Genomic DNA, 16314 nt, shown 5'->3' on the forward strand with positions numbered 1-16314 from the left:
ATTTGGTTAGTAATATGAAACATACTGTTGAAGTGATGATCCCGGAAGCCGAGATCAAAGCGCGTATCGCCGAACTGGGTCGTCAAATCACCGAACATTACAAGGACAGCGGCAGCGAAATGGTGCTGGTCGGTCTGTTGCGTGGCTCTTTCATGTTCATGGCAGACCTGTGCCGTGAAGTGCAGGTGCCGCACGAGGTCGATTTTATGACCGCCTCCAGCTACGGCAGCGGCATGTCCACAACCCGTGATGTGAAAATCCTGAAGGATCTGGATGAAGATATTCGTGGCAAAGATGTGTTGATTGTTGAGGACATCATCGACTCCGGCAACACGCTCTCTAAAGTGCGTGAGATCCTGAGCCTGCGTGAACCAAAATCACTGGCGATTTGTACTCTGCTGGATAAGCCTGAGCGCCGTGAAGTGCAGGTGCCGGTGGAGTTCGTTGGTTTCTCCATCCCGGACGAATTTGTGGTGGGTTACGGCATTGATTACGCGCAGCGTTATCGCCATCTGCCGTATGTTGGGAAAGTAGTGATTCTGGACGAATAATTGCGGGCTGATGCCCTCACCCCAGCCCTCTCCCATAGGGAGAGGGTGAAAACCCCCGGCTTTGTTATTTATGGTTAACGTGCTTAAGCTTGAGGTTGGCAATTCCCGAGCGGTAACGCTGTTCCAGCGTTTCGCGGTTGGTGGCGGTCACTTCCAGATTGCGTAGCAGGCCGTCGTGAATACCGTACGCCCAGCCGTGGATGGAGACCTTCTGTCCGCGTTTCCAGGCAGACTGCATAATCGTCGAGTGGCCCAGGTTATAGACCTGCTCCATCACGTTCAGCTCACACAGCGTGTCGAGACGGCGCTCCTGCGGCATTTCGCCCAGCAGTGAGCTATGTTTGAACCAGATATCACGGATGTGCAGCAGCCAGTTATCGATTAACCCCAGCTCTGTATTTTCGACCGCCGCCTGTACGCCGCCGCAGCCGTAGTGGCCACAAATAATGATGTGCTCAACCTCCAGAACGTCAACGGCATACTGAACAACCGAAAGGCAGTTGAGATCGGTATGAATAACGAGGTTAGCAACATTGCGGTGAACAAACAGTTCGCCCGGTTCAAGACCGGTCAGACGTTCGGCGGGGACGCGGCTGTCGGAACATCCAATCCAGAGAAAGCGCGGGTTCTGCGCCTGTGCCAGTTTTCCAAAAAATCCGGGGTCTTCCTCCACCAGCATTTTTGACCATAGTGCATTGTTGCTGATGAGTGTATCTATGTCGTTCATGGAGGTTAGCGACCTGTAACCAAGTGATTGCGTTGCGCTACTATAGGGTAACCCGACTTTTAATGAAACCACACAACGTGTGTCAGAACTTAAGGTAAGTTGAATTCATGGCGATTGCACTGGAGCTTGAACAGCTCAAAAAAACCTACCCGGGGGGCGTCCAGGCGCTGCGCGGGATAGATCTTAAAGTCGAAGCGGGAGATTTCTACGCGCTTCTGGGGCCGAACGGGGCGGGAAAATCGACCACCATCGGGATTATCAGCTCGCTGGTCAATAAAACCTCGGGCCGCGTTAGCGTGTTTGGCTACGACCTGCAAAAAGACGTGGTCAACGCCAAGCGCCAGCTGGGGCTGGTGCCGCAGGAGTTCAACTTCAACCCGTTCGAGACGGTACAGCAGATTGTTGTTAACCAGGCGGGTTACTATGGCGTTGAGCGCAAAGAAGCGCTGGAGCGCAGCGAAAAGTATCTCAAACAGCTTGACCTGTGGGAGAAGCGTAACGAGCGCGCGCGGATGTTGTCCGGGGGGATGAAGCGCCGCCTGATGATTGCTCGCGCGCTGATGCACGAGCCAAAGCTGCTCATTCTTGATGAACCGACCGCTGGCGTGGATATTGAACTGCGTCGTTCCATGTGGGGCTTCCTGAAGGATCTGAACGACAAAGGCACCACCATCATTCTGACCACGCACTACCTGGAAGAGGCAGAGATGCTGTGCCGCAACATCGGCATCATTCAGCACGGCGAGCTGGTGGAAAACACCTCGATGAAGAACCTGCTCTCCAAGCTAAAATCAGAGACCTTTATCCTCGATCTGGCGGCGAAAAGCGCCCTGCCGAAGCTGGAGGGGTATAACTATCGCCTGGTCGATACCTCGACGCTGGAGGTAGAAGTGTTGCGCGAGCAGGGAATCAACAGCGTGTTCTCCCAGTTGAGCGCGCAGGGCGTTCAGGTATTAAGCATGCGTAACAAAGCGAACCGACTGGAAGAGCTGTTTGTCTCTCTGGTGCACGATAAACAAGGAGACAAGGCATGACGCATCTTTACTGGGTCGCGCTGAAAAGCATCTGGGCGAAAGAGATTAACCGCTTTATGCGCATCTGGGTGCAAACCCTGGTGCCGCCGGTGATCACCATGACGCTCTACTTCATCATTTTCGGCAACCTGATTGGCTCCCGCATTGGTGAGATGCACGGCTTTACCTATATGCAGTTTATCGTGCCGGGCCTGATCATGATGGCAGTGATCACCAACGCTTACGCGAACGTGGCGTCCTCATTCTTCAGCGCCAAGTTCCAGCGTAACATTGAAGAGCTGCTGGTGGCGCCAGTGCCGACGCACGTCATTATCGCCGGTTACGTGGGCGGTGGCGTGGCGCGCGGGCTGTGGGTGGGTATTCTGGTGACGGCGATTTCGCTGTTCTTCGTGCCGTTCCAGGTGCACTCGTGGCTGTTCGTGGCGCTCACGCTATTGCTGACGGCGATCCTGTTCTCACTGGCCGGCTTGCTGAACGCCGTGTTCGCCAAAACGTTTGATGACATCAGCCTGATCCCGACCTTCGTGCTGACGCCGCTGACCTATCTGGGCGGGGTGTTTTACTCCCTGACGCTGCTGCCGCCGTTCTGGCAGGCGCTGTCGCACCTGAACCCGATTGTCTATATGATCAGCGGCTTCCGCTTTGGTTTCCTCGGCATTACCGATGTCCCGCTGTTCACCACCGTTGTGGTGCTGGCGGTATTTATCGTGGCGTTCTATCTGCTGTGCTGGTATCTGATCCAGCGTGGACGTGGGCTGCGTAGCTAATCTTCTGCCCGGCGACGTTCTGTTTGCCGGGCACTTTCTTTGACAGTTATCACCGTAAACTAACCTTCACCTGGATAAACTACTCGCCTGCTAAGGAGAGACGATATGCTGGGATGGGTTATCACCTGCCACGATGAAGAGGCACAGGAAATGCTCCTGAAGCTGGAGGCCCGATTTGGCCCTCTGGCGCAATGTCGTGCGGTAAATTACTGGCGAGGGCTGAGCACCAATATGCTAAGCCGGATGATGTGCGACGCGCTGCATGAAACCGACACCGGTGATGGCGTGATTTTTCTCACCGACAGATCGGGCGCGGCGCCTTACCGTTCAGCGGCGTTAATGAGCCATAAGCATGATAACTGTGAAGTGATCTCCGGTATCAGCCTGCCTTTACTCGAAGCGATGTATCCGCTGCGCGCAACGTTGAGCAGCGCTGAGTTTCGTCACGCCATTGTGGCGCAGGGCTCGCCGGACGTGAGCAGCCTGTGGCACCAGCAGCAGAAGAATCCGCCTTTCGTTCTGCTTCACGATCTGTATAAGCATTAAACATTGGTATTGATGTCGCTTTTGCTACAATGGCGACTGATTTTCCGTATCGATTTATATCCCATGCTCATGCGCGTTATCTTTATCCTTCTGCTACTGGTCTCCGGTGGTGCGTCTGCCAGCCTGACCATTCAGCAAGGCCTTCCTGCCCAATATATGCAAACCACCGAAGATGCGGCCATCTGGGCTCAGGTGGGAAATGCCGTCGTGAACGTGGGCAATGTCCGCGCCGGGCAGATCCTCGCCGTCTTTCCGGCCGCGGCGGATTACTATGAATTTCGTTTCGGATTCGGTACGGGGTTTATTGATAAAGAGCACCTGGAAAAAGTGCAGGGTAAGCAACGCGTCGAGGATAGCCTGGGCGATCTGAACAAGCCGCTCAGCAATCAAAACCTCATCACCTGGAAAGACACGCCAGTGTATAATGCCCCCAGCAGCGGAAGCGCGCCCTTTGGCACCTTAAGCGCCAATCTTCGCTATCCGATTCTGAATAAGCTGAAAGATCGCCTGAACCAGACCTGGTTTCAGATCCGCATCGGCAATCGTCTGGCGTGGATCAGCAGCCTGGATGCACAGGAAGATAACGGACTGCCGGTTCTGACCTACCACCATATCCTGCGTGATGAAGAGAACACCCGTTTTCGACATACCTCCACGACAACCAGCGTACGTGCGTTTAATAATCAGATGGCCTGGTTACGCGATCAAGGCTATACCACGCTGACAATGTACCAGCTTGAAGGGTACGTGCGTAACAAGATGAACCTCCCCGCGAAAGCGGTGGTGATCACTTTTGATGATGGCCTGAAATCGGTGAGCCGCTACGCGTATCCGGTGCTGAAAGAGTATGGCTTCAACGCGACGGCGTTTATTATTTCATCCCGAATCAAAGGTCACCCTCAGAAGTGGGATCCCCGATCGCTACAGTTTATGAGCGTTCAGGAAATTAAGGCCATTCAGGATGTGTTCGACATTCAGTCTCACACCCACTTCCTGCATCGCGTGGATGGGTATAAGCACCCCATCTTATTGAGCCGCAGCTATCACGTGATCCTGTTCGATTTTGAACGCTCACGGCGTGCACTGGCGCAGTTCAACCCGCGCGTGCTGTATGTTTCGTACCCGTTTGGCGGGTATGACAATAAAGCGATTAAAGCCGCGAATGATGCCGGTTTTCATCTGGCAGTGACAACGGTGAAGGGGAAGGTGAAGCCGGGGGATAATCCGTTCTTACTGAAGCGACTGTATATTCTGAGAACGGATTCGCTGGAGACAATGTCGCGGCTGATCAGCAATCAGCCGCAGGGGTAGGTTATTCGTACGTGGTCTGAATGGTCACGGTGGTACCGAAAACACCGACGGTTACCGGATCGCTACCGGTTTTGACCAACCTGGCCCAAAGTGATCTGTCAATAATACTAACAGGATCCCCAACAACCTCTCCTATAGCAATGACACGTTGGTAACTGTCTGCCGGCACGGGGTAATGATCATTTTCAGAATCCGTAATCATGACGCCGACGCCTCCTGCCGCAGTAACACCACCAGTATTCTCGACGGTATTGGTAAAATATTTTTTATCTGCGGTGGTATGTGTGGAGGATAACGTATAGTAAACAGCGGTTGTATTTACACATGTACCCGTAACATGGAACTCGACTTTGCTGGTATTCCCGTTTTCGACTTCTGCGGGATACCAGTCACCAAGATTTACCGTTGTGGGCGCACGTAAGACACAGGTCGGGCGATTTAATGGCATGCTAAATGACATCTCGCTCATGTTCACATGGGGACGAGGGTGATCGGATGTCTTCGGATCGCTTGGATCGCCCAGAATGATCTGACCAATCGGGCCTGCACCGGCCGTTAAAAAATTAACATCCGAAGGAACACCCTGAAATCCATTGGTTTGATAGATTTCCATGCGCACATGCCAGGTTTTTTCGTCAAGCAGCTCTTCGTGATCGTCATTAGGTGCGGTCATATACCAGGACCCTGCGTTGGGCGGGAACCACGCGGTGACGCCGTTACCATCGGGATACATCGCCAGGGTATAGACAATACCCGGAATATTCGTCCGGAAGGTGGCTTTGTTATCTATGTAGCCTGCCAGCATTGAGTTGTCGGTAATCTGATAGGTGTTTTCACCGTCATTTCCCCCAGCACAGTGAGATTTTAACGCAGGCGTTGTTTCCATAATGATCGTATTACTGATCTGTATGGGAGTTGTTACTGTGCCCACAGGCAGAGGAGTGATAACTGGTTGTGCACCTGGAGACATAATCTGCAAGTCATCATTACCGTAAAATTTGCACTCCTCGAAATTAGCCCGTGCTGCGCCAGACAGCCCGAACGCTGCGAACGCTAATATAGTGAGGTATTTTTTCATCCTAAATCCCTTTATTCGTAGCTGACATTAACCAGAACATTACTTATCACAGCGCCGCTGGTGATCGTTCCAATATTCTGATAACGTGCGTAAAAGCCATAATCCTTTATATAGTTCTCACTACTTCCACCGACATCGTAAATAACGTTTGATGTCCCGTCGCTGTTCAGGACGTTAGTTTTGAACGTATCTGAAAAAATAACGATACCCACATTTTCAGCCGCACCGGCTGTGGCATCGTTTTTAAACACCTGGTTGTGATTACTCCAGAAACCATTTTGCGGAGCAAAACTAAATTTTAGTTTGTTAATCGTTGCGCCTTCTGTACTGCTCGCATAGCAGTCATCTACGTGGATGGTAAAAGGCGTTCCAGCTTCATCATCGTTTGGCGATAAACGATCGCTCTTGTCGCTGTTATAAAACCAGTCTCGTGACACGGTCGGCAAAGTGATCTCTCCGCCGTTTTCGACGCTTAGCCGACAGGTATTATTAACGATGTTTGCTGTCAGGTTTACATCCATACCTGAACCTGCCTGGCTTACGCCAGGCAGAGTGCTACCAGCCAGACCGATAAGCAACACAAGACCGGGCTGGTGTAAATTAAACGGTGATTGTTGCATAATGGTTCCTGGAATTATTGATAGGTGACTGTGAAGGTTACTGGCGCAGTAACGGCACCTGTGCCAACATCGGCAATATTTCTGTCTTTCGCAATCACAATGCGTGAGTTCATCGGGAATTCCCCTACACCGTCAGCAATGCTGACCTCCTGTGCCGCCGGAGGCCTTTTGCAACTCAACATTACGCCAGTATCTACAACTCCTGACCAGATTTCGAAGCCTGTTGCTAACCCAGCAGAATAAGAATCTCCGTCCGTTTTCGGACCCGAGCATCCCCCACCTGCACCACTCGCTGCGGCTACCGTTGCCTTAGTTACACCAGAGCAGTTTGTAAAGGCAATTTTTAACGGCTCGACACGAGTCTTATTTACCAGATCGGTTTTATATACGTCGCCAAACGCAATTTCAGTGGACGCAGTTCCTGCACCGTTAAGCACTTTTGCTGTACACGTGCCCGAGACTATTTTTGATTTTATCGTTAATTTAACACTGTCAGTACCTGTAATTGCTGCGTTTGCCATTCCCGAATACAGAAGTGCAGAAACGGATAGGGCGATAAAAGTAGATTTAAATTTCATAATGTTGCTCCGTTTTCCTGCACCAATTACTCGTAGCTAAATTCAAAAGTCGCAGTAGCCTCAAAATCACCAACTGTCATGCTATTAACTTTGGTTTCACGTATTGTGGCTACTAAAGGAACTTCTTTATTCTGGATTTCTGTTGCACTCCAGACCAGTCGCTTAGCATCATCGTCAGAGTTGATGATAAAAGGGGCCTCCGGTGCGCTGGCTCTGGCAATTTCAACAGCAGAGAAATCTGCGCCTCCATCGGCTTTTGGTTTTTGATTAACAAGGCCGCTAAGCAAATAACCCGATTGGCTTCCTTTTACCGTGGCTTTCAGTGAGGTCAGAGAGGCCGGGCATTCAACAATCACAATTTTGAAATTGGCATTTGCGGTGCCAGCTTTGACATCGTCGAGACGCACCTGGCCGCCGTTACCAATGAGCAGTGTTTGATCCGTATCGGAACCCGTACCGCCCATCAGTTTCATATCACAAGTGGTTTCACGGATATTGGCCGTAAAGTTAACATCGAGATTCGTGCCCTCGGCGAGCGCCGAACCTGATAACGCCAGCATCGTTACGGCAACGACTGACAGGCTATAAAGATTTTTTTTCATACAAACTCTCGTCTATTTTCCCGAATAATTACATCTGGCACACTTGATTGCTGAGCACCGTTGTAAGTCCTACTTTTTGAGCATGTGATGAGACGTTATAATGCACGTCACATTTACTGTCTTTATCGCTTCCCCAGACAACATGAAGCGTGCCTTCATCCTCAACGCCGCGGACATAGGCTTGCCCCGCCTGTCCCACGGTGCCAATAGATTCATTTTTTTCATTTAAAACATCAGCGCCTAAAGGAATAAATCCGTTATCGGTGCGCTTAAGTTCTAAAATTAATGAACGACCTTCATCGGTTGCAAAATCAACCAGCACAACGGAACCACTGCGGGGAACCGTAATTTCACTGGTGTTTTTAATTTCAACGTCGTTTTCCAGCGTGCTGATATCAAGGTATACGCGGTTTTCACGGTAGGCAGACATATAAGGCAGAATGCCATAGCCGGAACTGCCTATTTCGCTGTTACCAAAGCCGATACCGGCGCCTTTCGCACCACTCGCTTTGACCAGTGCCAGCGCATCGTTGTCACCAATACTCCCTGGCGCAAATGCAATACCTCCTGAATGGATGACCATGCCACCGTTATAGGAGGCAGAATATTGTTTACTGTTGTCATCACCAAAAGAGGCAGATAAACCCAGCGGGCCATATTCACTGTTATAGGACCCGTAGCCGCTTATCTGATTCAGGTCACCATAATTACCACTGTTTGACGAGGCGCTAACGGAATAACTCACCTTATTATCTTGCGTATTTCCACCCGCGGACGTGTTAAAGCTTGTGCCGCCTTTAAGGTCGGAACGTAATCCCATATTGATGTTCGAGAATCCACCGGCATTCCCTCTATCTTTTGAGAATACACTTAATGGAATGCTTAGGCTTAAATAAACGCTGTCGTCTTTCTTGCCGTTCTGATCATAGGTTCGCTGTAATGACAAGCTGTAGCTGCCGTAGGTGAAGCTATTGTTATACCCAATATTGTAATTGGAAGTAGAGCCCGTCGCGTTCCAGTAATCCTGCCAGGTGCCGCTTACATACAGGGAGCCAAAATTGTCTTCTCCGGAGGTCAGCGGTTGGTTAAGACTAATTTGCACCTGGTTTTTGGTGCGCTGATAGTCTGCATATAGCGCTTCGTTTGAGTCATAGCTACGGTTTGAGTACTTCTGGTGCCTAATACTGTCCTGAAGTTGCGCCGCATCGTTAAGCGTCAGGTAGTCTTCCGTCGAGAAACGATAAGCCGCAACGTTAAAGGAAGTATTCGTCGACTCAATCATTTTGCTGTAGGTTAAACGATAACTTTGCCCGCTTAATTTATCCAGCCCCTCAATATCTGCATAAGATTGCGTAACGTCGAATGCAAACGCACCAACAGGGGTGTTCATTGCCACGCCGAGAATACCGGCATAAAAATCCATGTCGGTATATTGCGCGCCAATATAACCCGTGAACGTATTATTCAGGCCATAGTAAAGCGTACCGTAACCCACTTTAGGCGCATCAATCAGTGAATCGTCATTTAACTCACCTAAACCGACGTCCCAGCGAGAGGCTCCCGGACGGAGCATCTGCGTGACGGATGAAAAGGGTACGGTAAAGGAGCGTTTGCTGCCATCAGCTTCTTCAATCGTTACCAGTAAATCATTTCCGTAACCTGTGGTACTCAGGTCGTTTATTTCAAACGCGCCTGGTGGCACCGAGGTTTCATAAATCTTATTGCCGCTCTGCGTGACGCTGACCTTCGCGTTACTGTTCGCGACACCCCGAATGACAGGCGCGTAGCCTGTGGACCCCATTGGCAACATGCGATCGTCACTGTACATGCGTGCGCCGCGAAGGCTCATAGAGTTAAATGCCTCGCCACGCGTGTAAGAGTCGCCGATGACAAACTGAGCACTCAATGGTGTAATATCGCGCTGCAAATAGACATCCTGACTGGAGTATTTTGTGCCGCTATCTTTGTCCCAGTTAAAATTGCCACGCGAGCGCAGGCGCCATGGCCCCATATTCAGACCATAGCGTAACCCTACATATGCACTTTCTGATGTACTGCCGTTGTTCTCGCTACGCCAGCCGTTCATGTCATAAGAGAGCAGAGCGGCAGGAATCCCGTTATCCCACAACGATGGATCGACATAGCCCGCCGGGCGTTTCAGCACATAAATCTGGGGAAAATTAAAATCCATAGCCTGCTTGCCACTGTCATAGCTAACCGTAGCGCCAGCGAAAGATTTTTTAATATCGACGCAGGTTTCATCGTCTTCCGGTCCGTCAGGCAATGTGCTGGTGTCGACACCCGATTGTGACAGCAGCAGTTTTGTTATGCACGGGGTCGCACGAGGTGTTCCGTTATCTTTAAACGTGACCTCTACGGTGGACTTCAGTTTACCGTTCAGGTTGATCTTAGTGCGATAGGTCCCCGGTAAAACCGGGTTGCCATGTGAAAAACGATTAATATCAATATTAGCGCTGCCATTTAAAAGAAATTGATCGTTAAACTCGACCTCTTCTTCATTATCAGGCAGATCTTTTGCTGGCGTGATATTTTCTGCACAGGCATAAAAAGGCAATGCTGCACTTATCGTAAGACATAAAAGAGAACGTTTAAATAACATGGCACATCCACTTAATCAGTGCAGAGAGGGTCCTCTCCACAGAGTTAATGCTATTAATTATTATATGTATTAAAGGGTGCTCTATTTTAGTCCCGCTTCGTGATGGTCTGTGCCGCCATAGTCATTAATAGAATCAAACTCTACTTTACCATTTACGGCAGAAGCTAAACCTTTAACCGTCATTGTGGTATCACTGAACGGTGGAACGGCCTTATGATCAACGTCGTATGTTTTTTGACTGGCTTTAATGGTTACCGCCGAAACGGAGACGTTATACGGTGAATTATTATGGGCAACAAGCTTAACCGCGTTTCCTTCTTTTTTCTGCGTCCATGTCAAATGCTCAGCTGCTTCACCTGCCGAGCCTTTTAACCCGTCAGGACGGTAAAAGAATTTAATACGTGTTCTGAATGCCAGCTGAAGCTGGTTAAGATTCTCTTTATCCGCAGCTTTTGATTTTGGTGGAATCTCCAGGACATTGAACCAGAAAAGCGATTCACGATCCTGTGGTAAAGGTGTACCTGTGTAGGTAATACGTACGGATTGGCCTTTTTTCGGGTCAATACGGGATACTGGAGGGGTAATGATAAAAGGAAGCTTTAACTCTTCCGGATTTACGCCATCACGCCCATCATCAAGCCAGGTTTGAACCAAAAGCGGTTTGGTTCCATGGTTATCGAGATTAACAACAACATCCTTCGATGACTGTGGATAGATAATACGGGTGCCGGAAATAACAATATCCGCACTTGCATTCGATGTGGCCAAAACGGCAGTTGCGAGCAATACGGCTTGAAAACTTTTAATGAAGACTGAATGAGACATTTTTTCCACTTCCTTTTGGAATTACACAAGCAATCCCTCATTCATCATGAAGGATTGCTTAATTTAAAGTTTACGAATCTCTTATTCGTAAATCATGGTGAAGGCAACCTGTGCCTGCACGGTACCAGCAGAAACTGGATTACTTGTTGCATCCCAACCCTGACCCTGGGTGTACGCTACGCGGTAGTACAGGTTTCCTGCGCCAGAAGTTTCATCGATGGTTGCTTTCTGGGAGTTGTTAGTCTGGTCAATTTTGATCTGATCGACAGCTGAGTTACCGTCGTTTGACAGCACCAGGTTAACGTTCTTAGCTGAACCCTGAGCATTGCTTGGTGGAACCAGCAGACCGCCTTCGGTAGAAGAGGAGCCAGCCCAGGAAGAGAACTGTGCAGATGCTTTCTTCACAGTTGCGGTATCACAACCGGTCAGTGAAAGGCTGAATTTCTTTTCACCCAGGGTGCTGGTGCTACCCAGTGCGTTTGCGAAATCACGCACAAATACAGTGTCCAGAGTCACGTCAAAATCGTTACCGTTCTGATCGATTTTCTGGTCAAGGGAGACCTGGCAAGTATTGTTAGAAACCATGCCGTGGAAAGTAATAGTGCCGGTGTCAGGATCTGCTGCTACCGCTGAACCCGCAGCCAATACGCTTGCCATAGCAATTGCCAAACCATATTTTTTAGAAATCATTTAAATATCCATATTCGTTGAGTGAATAATAAGTGCCCGTAAATCTTTTATTTGAAATTAAATTTCGTGGCGAATTATATTGTTAATCTCAATGAAATATAGATGTTGTGCGTGATTTAAACTAAATGAATAGTTTAGTAAATTTAAAATTATTTGTTATCAATGTGATGGGATTGTCTGGTTGTGCGGGGAGAGTTTGAATATTAATTCTATAAATGCTTTTTAAAGACCCATTCATTTAATAAATGCGCAGGAATGGGTCGTGGGATAAATATTATCAGGCAACCTGTACCGGAATCGCCTTCGCGGTACGTTTCATCTCATTGTCGCCTTCAAAGTAGGCTACTTTTGGCTGCCAGCGACGCGCTTCTTCGTCAGACATCATGACAAAGCTGGCGATAATCACGATATCGCCTACGTCCGCGCAGTGCGCCGCCGCCCCGTTGACGGAGATGATTTTGGACCCGCGCTCAGCGGCAATGGCGTAGGTAGAGAAGCGTTTGCCGTTATTTACGTTCCAGATATCAATGGCTTCGTTTTCGAGAATACCCGCCGCGTCGAGAAAATCCTGGTCGATCGCGCAGGAGCCTTCATAATGCAGGTCGGCCTGAGTGACTTTCACACGGTGAAGTTTACCTTGCAGCATTTTGCGAATCATTACGTTTACCTTTCATCTTCCGGGTAGAAAAACTACGCCAGCTCAACCACTTTGTTATCGATAAGGCGGGCCTGGCCGAGCCATGCCGCCACCAGAATTACCGCACGTTTGCTGGTCTCTGTAAGTGCCAGAAGCGTATCGGCATCCCGAATTTGAACGTCGTCAGCACGAAGACCTTTCTCGTTCAGCGCCTGTTCAGCCAGGGCGATGATCTCTTCTGCTGTTAACTCTTTTGCCAGCAGTTGCTCTGCCATGGTATTCATGACTTTGCTTAAGCCCGGCGCAATTTTACGCTGTTCGGCGGTCAGATAGCCGTTACGGGAACTGAGCGCCAGGCCATCTTTCGCGCGTACAATCGGCACGCCGACGATCTCGATGTCGTAGCCCATGTCGGCAACCATTTTGCGGATCAGCGCCAACTGCTGGAAATCTTTCTCGCCAAAGCAGGCGATGTCCGGCTGCACAAGGTTAAACAGCTTGCTGACGATGGTGGAGACGCCACGGAAATGGCCCGGGCGGCTGGCGCCCTCCAGCATGGTCGAAATACCCGGCACGTCGACGTAGGTCGATTCAGTGGTACCCTGGGGATACACTTCTGCGGGTGCCGGTGCGAAGACGATATCCGCATGACGTTTTTTGAGCTTCTCGCAATCTTCCTGCAAGGTACGTGGGTAGCGCGCCAGATCGTCTTCGCGATCGAACTGCATCGGGTTAACGAAAATACTGACCACCACGATATCTGCCCGGGCTCTCGCTTCATCGACCAGCTTCATATGCCCGTCGTGCAGATTGCCCATGGTCGGGACCAGTGCAATACGTTTACCTTCCTGACGTGCGCGGCGGATATGCTGACGTAGCAGCGGCAGAGTTTCTATGATTAGCACACCTGGACTCCTTAATGGAAACTGTGTTCTTCGCCCGGATAAACGCCGGACTCAACTTCGGCAATATACTGCCGCACAGCAGCACGTATGTCGCCTGCTTCTGTCAGGAAATTTTTTGCAAATTTTGGAATGTGGCCGCCGGTGATCCCGAAGGCGTCGTGCATGACCAGAATCTGGCCATCGGTGACGTTGCCCGCGCCGATGCCGATCACCGGAATCGACAGCGCCTCAGTGATACGCTTAGCCAGCTCAACCGGCACACACTCCAGCACCAGCAGCTGCGCGCCTGCGGCTTCCAGCGCCACGGCATCATCAAACAGCGTCTGCGCCGCATCGCCTCGGCCCTGCACCTTATATCCGCCAAAGATGTTGACAGACTGCGGCGTCAGCCCCAAATGACCACAAACCGGCACGGCGCGGTCGGTGAGCATTTTCACCGTATCGACCAGCCAGGCGCCGCCTTCGATTTTGACCATATTGGCGCCAGCGCGCATCACTGTCGCTGCATTTTCGAAGGCCTGTTCCGGGGTGGCATACGCCATAAACGGCAGATCGGAAAGCAGCAGGCAGGCGGGGGCACCCCGGCGCACGGCGCGGGTATGGTAAGCAATATCCTCGACCGTGACCGGCAGAGTGGAATCATGTCCCTGTACCGTCATCCCTAACGAGTCTCCGACCAGCATGACGTTGATCCCTTCTTCGGCAAACAGTTTTGCGAAGCTGTAGTCATACGCGGTGATAGTGGCGAAGCGTTTTTTTTCCTGTTTGCATTTCTGCAATAAGGAGATGGTGGTTGGTTTCATACTGTTTCCTGATGGCCCAAAAGCGAATCTTTGCGCATTCTAACAGTAACATTCGAGGGAACAATGATTTTAGGCAATCGATTAACCGCAAATAATAAATGGTTAATCGATGCAGAGGCGGGATTACCAGCGGGCCGGTTTATCCGCGTTGAGATTTTGCAGAACGGCGTGCAGCGAGGCGCCGTCTGGGAAGGTGAGATCGGGCGCGACTTCAAACAGCGGCCAGAGCATAAACCCGCGGTTTTTCATGTCGTAATGCGGAACGGTGAGGCGTTCGGTGTTAATCACCTTGTGACCGAAAAGCATAATATCGAGATCGAGCGTGCGCGGTCCCCAGCGTTCGGCTTTGCGGACGCGACCCTGCTGTAGCTCAATACGCTGGGTATTATCCAGCAGCGTTTCTGCGTCAAGGGTCGTTTCCAGCACCACGGCGGCGTTCAGATAATCAGGCTGATCCTGCGGGCCAAGCGGCGGCGTACGGTAAAATGAGGACAGCGCGACAATGCGGCTTTGGGGGATCTCTCCCAGAGCCTGCACGGCAGCGTTAACCTGCTCCAGCGGAGAGGCCAGATTGCTGCCGATGGCGATATACGCAAGGGTCATGCCGTACCTTCACGACGCGGTGCGCGTTTGCGCGGGCGACGGTGACGACGGCGCGGTGCCGGTTCATCATCCAGATCCGTAAGCATATCTTTTTGCTCCGGTGGCGCAGAAACCTGAAACTCGCCCCACCACTGCGCCAGGCGCTGTAGTTCCGGGTTCCTTTCAACTTCAGCACGCAGAGAGAGCAGATCGAACGCGGCGCGGAACTTAGGATGCTCCATCAGCTTCCAGGCGCGTTTACCCTGACGGCGGGACATACGCAGCTGAAGCTGCCAGATATCACGCACCAGCGTGGTAATACGTTTCGGGATCGCCAGCGTGCGACAGCCTTCGTCCAGCACGTCGTTTGCCGCCAGCGCGAACGCATCATAATAGGCGAGACCGCTCTCCTGGGTAATGCGCTGCGCCGTTTCCAGCAGCGGATACCAGAACATGGCCGCGAACAGGAACGCCGGATTCACGCGCATATCGTTATGAATACGGGTATCGGTGTTCTTCAGCACCTGCGCAATTATCCGCTCCATTGCGCTGTCACCGTTTTCGGTGAAGTAGCGGGTAATGGTCGGGAACAGCGGCTGGAACAGGTTGTATTCACGCAGCAGGTTGTAGGTTTCAAACCCGTAGCCTGCCTGGAGCAGCTTTAACGACTCCTCAAACAGACGGGCAGGGGGTACGTCGTTGATCAGCGTCGCCAGGCGCGGGATCGGCTCTGCGGTTTCCGGGCTGATACGCATGTTCAGCTTGGCGGCGAAACGCACGGCGCGCAGCATTCGGACCGGATCTTCGCGATAGCGCGTTTCCGGCGTGCCGATCAGGCGAATCAGGCCGTCTTTCAGATCCTGCATACCGCCGACGTAATCGCGCACGGTAAAATCCGCCACGCTGTAGTACAGGCTGTTGATGGTGAAATCGCGACGCTGAGCATCTTCTTCAATAGAGCCGAAGATGTTGTCGCGCAGCAGCATACCGTTTTGGCCGCGCTGGGAAGTCGTGCGATCGTTAACGCCCGCTTCGTGGTGACCGCGGAAGGTCGCCACTTCAATAATTTCCGGTCCAAACATCACGTGCGCCAGACGGAAACGGCGGCCAACCAGACGGCAGTTGCGGAATAATTTACGCACCTGCTCAGGCGTGGCGCTGGTCGTCACGTCGAAATCTTTTGGTTTTTTGCCCAGCAGTAAATCGCGCACCCCGCCGCCGACGAGATAGGCCTCGTAGCCTGCTTTATTCAGACGATAGAGCACCTTGAGGGCATTTTCACTGATATCTTTGCGGGAAATATTGTGCTGCTCACGCGGAATGACCGACATGTGTGGCTGTGCAATAGCGTCGTTCGCCATGCTCTCTTCGCGGCTCAGCACTTTACGGCAAAAATTAGCGACTCGGGTAAAAATAGTACACCTCGTAGTGTGTTTTG

Annotated in this window: 18 protein-coding genes; 5 read left to right on the forward strand and 13 right to left on the reverse strand. The window is 51.1% G+C overall.

The window, feature by feature from the left end:
• Window positions 1–14: 14 nt before the first annotated feature.
• Complete coding sequence (gene hpt / locus FZF21_RS03830; protein WP_003856303.1) at window positions 15–551, forward strand: hypoxanthine phosphoribosyltransferase; 537 nt, start codon at window positions 15–17, stop codon at window positions 549–551.
• Window positions 552–615: 64 nt separating this feature from the next.
• Here hpt and can read toward each other — a convergent pair whose 3' ends face one another.
• A complete protein-coding gene (gene can / locus FZF21_RS03835) occupies window positions 616–1278 on the reverse strand; it encodes a carbonate dehydratase (RefSeq protein WP_003856301.1) in 663 nt (220 codons plus the stop codon).
• Window positions 1279–1385: 107 nt separating this feature from the next.
• Between can and FZF21_RS03840 the strand changes: the two genes are divergently transcribed.
• The 4 genes from FZF21_RS03840 to FZF21_RS03855 all read left to right on the forward strand — a co-directional run bounded on the left by FZF21_RS03840 (window position 1386) and on the right by FZF21_RS03855 (window position 4936).
• On the forward strand, window positions 1386–2312 hold the full coding sequence (locus FZF21_RS03840; RefSeq protein WP_017383763.1) for an ABC transporter ATP-binding protein: 927 nt from the start codon (window positions 1386–1388) through the stop codon (window positions 2310–2312).
• Window positions 2309–3079: an ABC transporter permease gene (locus FZF21_RS03845; protein WP_149121069.1), complete on the forward strand. Its 771-nt coding sequence runs from the start codon at window positions 2309–2311 to the stop codon at window positions 3077–3079. The genes FZF21_RS03840 and FZF21_RS03845 overlap by 4 nt, the downstream gene beginning before the upstream one ends.
• A gap of 105 nt (window positions 3080–3184) precedes the next feature.
• Complete coding sequence (locus FZF21_RS03850; RefSeq protein ID WP_047364722.1) at window positions 3185–3625, forward strand: PTS sugar transporter subunit IIA; 441 nt, start codon at window positions 3185–3187, stop codon at window positions 3623–3625.
• 63 nt (window positions 3626–3688) lie between these two features.
• On the forward strand, window positions 3689–4936 hold the full coding sequence (locus tag FZF21_RS03855; protein WP_047364724.1) for a polysaccharide deacetylase family protein: 1248 nt from the start codon (window positions 3689–3691) through the stop codon (window positions 4934–4936).
• A 1-nt stretch (window position 4937) separates the two neighbouring features.
• Here FZF21_RS03855 and FZF21_RS03860 read toward each other — a convergent pair whose 3' ends face one another.
• The 12 genes from FZF21_RS03860 to pcnB form a co-directional block, all read right to left on the reverse strand.
• On the reverse strand, window positions 4938–6014 hold the full coding sequence (locus FZF21_RS03860) for a fimbrial protein StkG (protein WP_045350060.1): 1077 nt from the start codon (window positions 6012–6014) through the stop codon (window positions 4938–4940).
• An 11-nt stretch (window positions 6015–6025) separates the two neighbouring features.
• Window positions 6026–6634, reverse strand: coding sequence for a fimbrial-like protein (locus tag FZF21_RS03865; protein WP_045337993.1), 609 nt, complete (start codon window positions 6632–6634; stop codon window positions 6026–6028).
• A gap of 14 nt (window positions 6635–6648) precedes the next feature.
• The gene (locus FZF21_RS03870) at window positions 6649–7212 is read right to left on the reverse strand and encodes a fimbrial protein (RefSeq protein WP_149121068.1); all 564 of its coding nucleotides are present in this window, start codon (window positions 7210–7212) and stop codon (window positions 6649–6651) included.
• A gap of 26 nt (window positions 7213–7238) precedes the next feature.
• Window positions 7239–7814 carry a fimbrial protein gene (locus tag FZF21_RS03875; protein ID WP_015572703.1) on the reverse strand — a complete coding sequence of 192 codons (576 nt, stop codon included), beginning with the start codon at window positions 7812–7814 and terminating at the stop codon, window positions 7239–7241.
• Window positions 7815–7842: 28 nt separating this feature from the next.
• On the reverse strand, window positions 7843–10434 hold the full coding sequence (locus FZF21_RS03880; RefSeq protein ID WP_023303092.1) for an outer membrane usher protein: 2592 nt from the start codon (window positions 10432–10434) through the stop codon (window positions 7843–7845).
• 81 nt (window positions 10435–10515) lie between these two features.
• Window positions 10516–11259 carry a fimbrial chaperone gene (locus tag FZF21_RS03885; RefSeq protein WP_015572704.1) on the reverse strand — a complete coding sequence of 248 codons (744 nt, stop codon included), beginning with the start codon at window positions 11257–11259 and terminating at the stop codon, window positions 10516–10518.
• Window positions 11260–11340: 81 nt separating this feature from the next.
• Window positions 11341–11949: a fimbrial protein gene (locus FZF21_RS03890; RefSeq protein ID WP_017383757.1), complete on the reverse strand. Its 609-nt coding sequence runs from the start codon at window positions 11947–11949 to the stop codon at window positions 11341–11343.
• 277 nt (window positions 11950–12226) lie between these two features.
• Window positions 12227–12607, reverse strand: a complete 381-nt coding sequence (panD, locus tag FZF21_RS03895; RefSeq protein ID WP_003856284.1) for an aspartate 1-decarboxylase — start codon at window positions 12605–12607, stop codon at window positions 12227–12229.
• Between the two features lie 32 nt (window positions 12608–12639).
• Window positions 12640–13491 (reverse strand): pantoate--beta-alanine ligase, encoded by an 852-nt coding sequence (gene panC, locus FZF21_RS03900; RefSeq protein ID WP_047737115.1) that lies wholly within the window; start codon window positions 13489–13491, stop codon window positions 12640–12642.
• Between the two features lie 11 nt (window positions 13492–13502).
• A complete protein-coding gene (panB, locus tag FZF21_RS03905; protein WP_047737113.1) occupies window positions 13503–14294 on the reverse strand; it encodes a 3-methyl-2-oxobutanoate hydroxymethyltransferase in 792 nt (263 codons plus the stop codon).
• A 123-nt stretch (window positions 14295–14417) separates the two neighbouring features.
• Window positions 14418–14897 carry a 2-amino-4-hydroxy-6-hydroxymethyldihydropteridine diphosphokinase gene (folK, locus tag FZF21_RS03910; RefSeq protein ID WP_047737110.1) on the reverse strand — a complete coding sequence of 160 codons (480 nt, stop codon included), beginning with the start codon at window positions 14895–14897 and terminating at the stop codon, window positions 14418–14420.
• On the reverse strand, window positions 14894–16291 hold the full coding sequence (gene pcnB / locus FZF21_RS03915; protein WP_026080645.1) for a polynucleotide adenylyltransferase PcnB: 1398 nt from the start codon (window positions 16289–16291) through the stop codon (window positions 14894–14896). The genes folK and pcnB overlap by 4 nt, the downstream gene beginning before the upstream one ends.
• Between the last annotated feature and the right edge of the window lie 23 nt (window positions 16292–16314).

The organism is Enterobacter sp. LU1 (genome assembly GCF_008271405.2).
In the GTDB taxonomy this organism is placed as follows: Bacteria; Pseudomonadota; Gammaproteobacteria; order Enterobacterales; family Enterobacteriaceae; genus Enterobacter; species Enterobacter hormaechei_C.

What these genes read in the sequence shown, in the direction of transcription:
- hpt (WP_003856303.1), top strand. Translation starts at nt 15, where the DNA reads ATGAAACATACTGTTGAAGTGATGATCCCGGAAGCCGAGATCAAAGCG.
- can (WP_003856301.1), bottom strand. Translation starts at nt 1,278, where the DNA reads ATGAACGACATAGATACACTCATCAGCAACAATGCACTATGGTCAAAA.
- FZF21_RS03840 (WP_017383763.1), top strand. Translation starts at nt 1,386, where the DNA reads ATGGCGATTGCACTGGAGCTTGAACAGCTCAAAAAAACCTACCCGGGG.
- FZF21_RS03845 (WP_149121069.1), top strand. Translation starts at nt 2,309, where the DNA reads ATGACGCATCTTTACTGGGTCGCGCTGAAAAGCATCTGGGCGAAAGAG.
- FZF21_RS03850 (WP_047364722.1), top strand. Translation starts at nt 3,185, where the DNA reads ATGCTGGGATGGGTTATCACCTGCCACGATGAAGAGGCACAGGAAATG.
- FZF21_RS03855 (WP_047364724.1), top strand. Translation starts at nt 3,689, where the DNA reads ATGCTCATGCGCGTTATCTTTATCCTTCTGCTACTGGTCTCCGGTGGT.
- FZF21_RS03860 (WP_045350060.1), bottom strand. Translation starts at nt 6,014, where the DNA reads ATGAAAAAATACCTCACTATATTAGCGTTCGCAGCGTTCGGGCTGTCT.
- FZF21_RS03865 (WP_045337993.1), bottom strand. Translation starts at nt 6,634, where the DNA reads ATGCAACAATCACCGTTTAATTTACACCAGCCCGGTCTTGTGTTGCTT.
- FZF21_RS03870 (WP_149121068.1), bottom strand. Translation starts at nt 7,212, where the DNA reads ATGAAATTTAAATCTACTTTTATCGCCCTATCCGTTTCTGCACTTCTG.
- FZF21_RS03875 (WP_015572703.1), bottom strand. Translation starts at nt 7,814, where the DNA reads ATGAAAAAAAATCTTTATAGCCTGTCAGTCGTTGCCGTAACGATGCTG.
- FZF21_RS03880 (WP_023303092.1), bottom strand. Translation starts at nt 10,434, where the DNA reads ATGTTATTTAAACGTTCTCTTTTATGTCTTACGATAAGTGCAGCATTG.
- FZF21_RS03885 (WP_015572704.1), bottom strand. Translation starts at nt 11,259, where the DNA reads ATGTCTCATTCAGTCTTCATTAAAAGTTTTCAAGCCGTATTGCTCGCA.
- FZF21_RS03890 (WP_017383757.1), bottom strand. Translation starts at nt 11,949, where the DNA reads ATGATTTCTAAAAAATATGGTTTGGCAATTGCTATGGCAAGCGTATTG.
- panD (WP_003856284.1), bottom strand. Translation starts at nt 12,607, where the DNA reads ATGATTCGCAAAATGCTGCAAGGTAAACTTCACCGTGTGAAAGTCACT.
- panB (WP_047737113.1), bottom strand. Translation starts at nt 14,294, where the DNA reads ATGAAACCAACCACCATCTCCTTATTGCAGAAATGCAAACAGGAAAAA.
- folK (WP_047737110.1), bottom strand. Translation starts at nt 14,897, where the DNA reads ATGACCCTTGCGTATATCGCCATCGGCAGCAATCTGGCCTCTCCGCTG.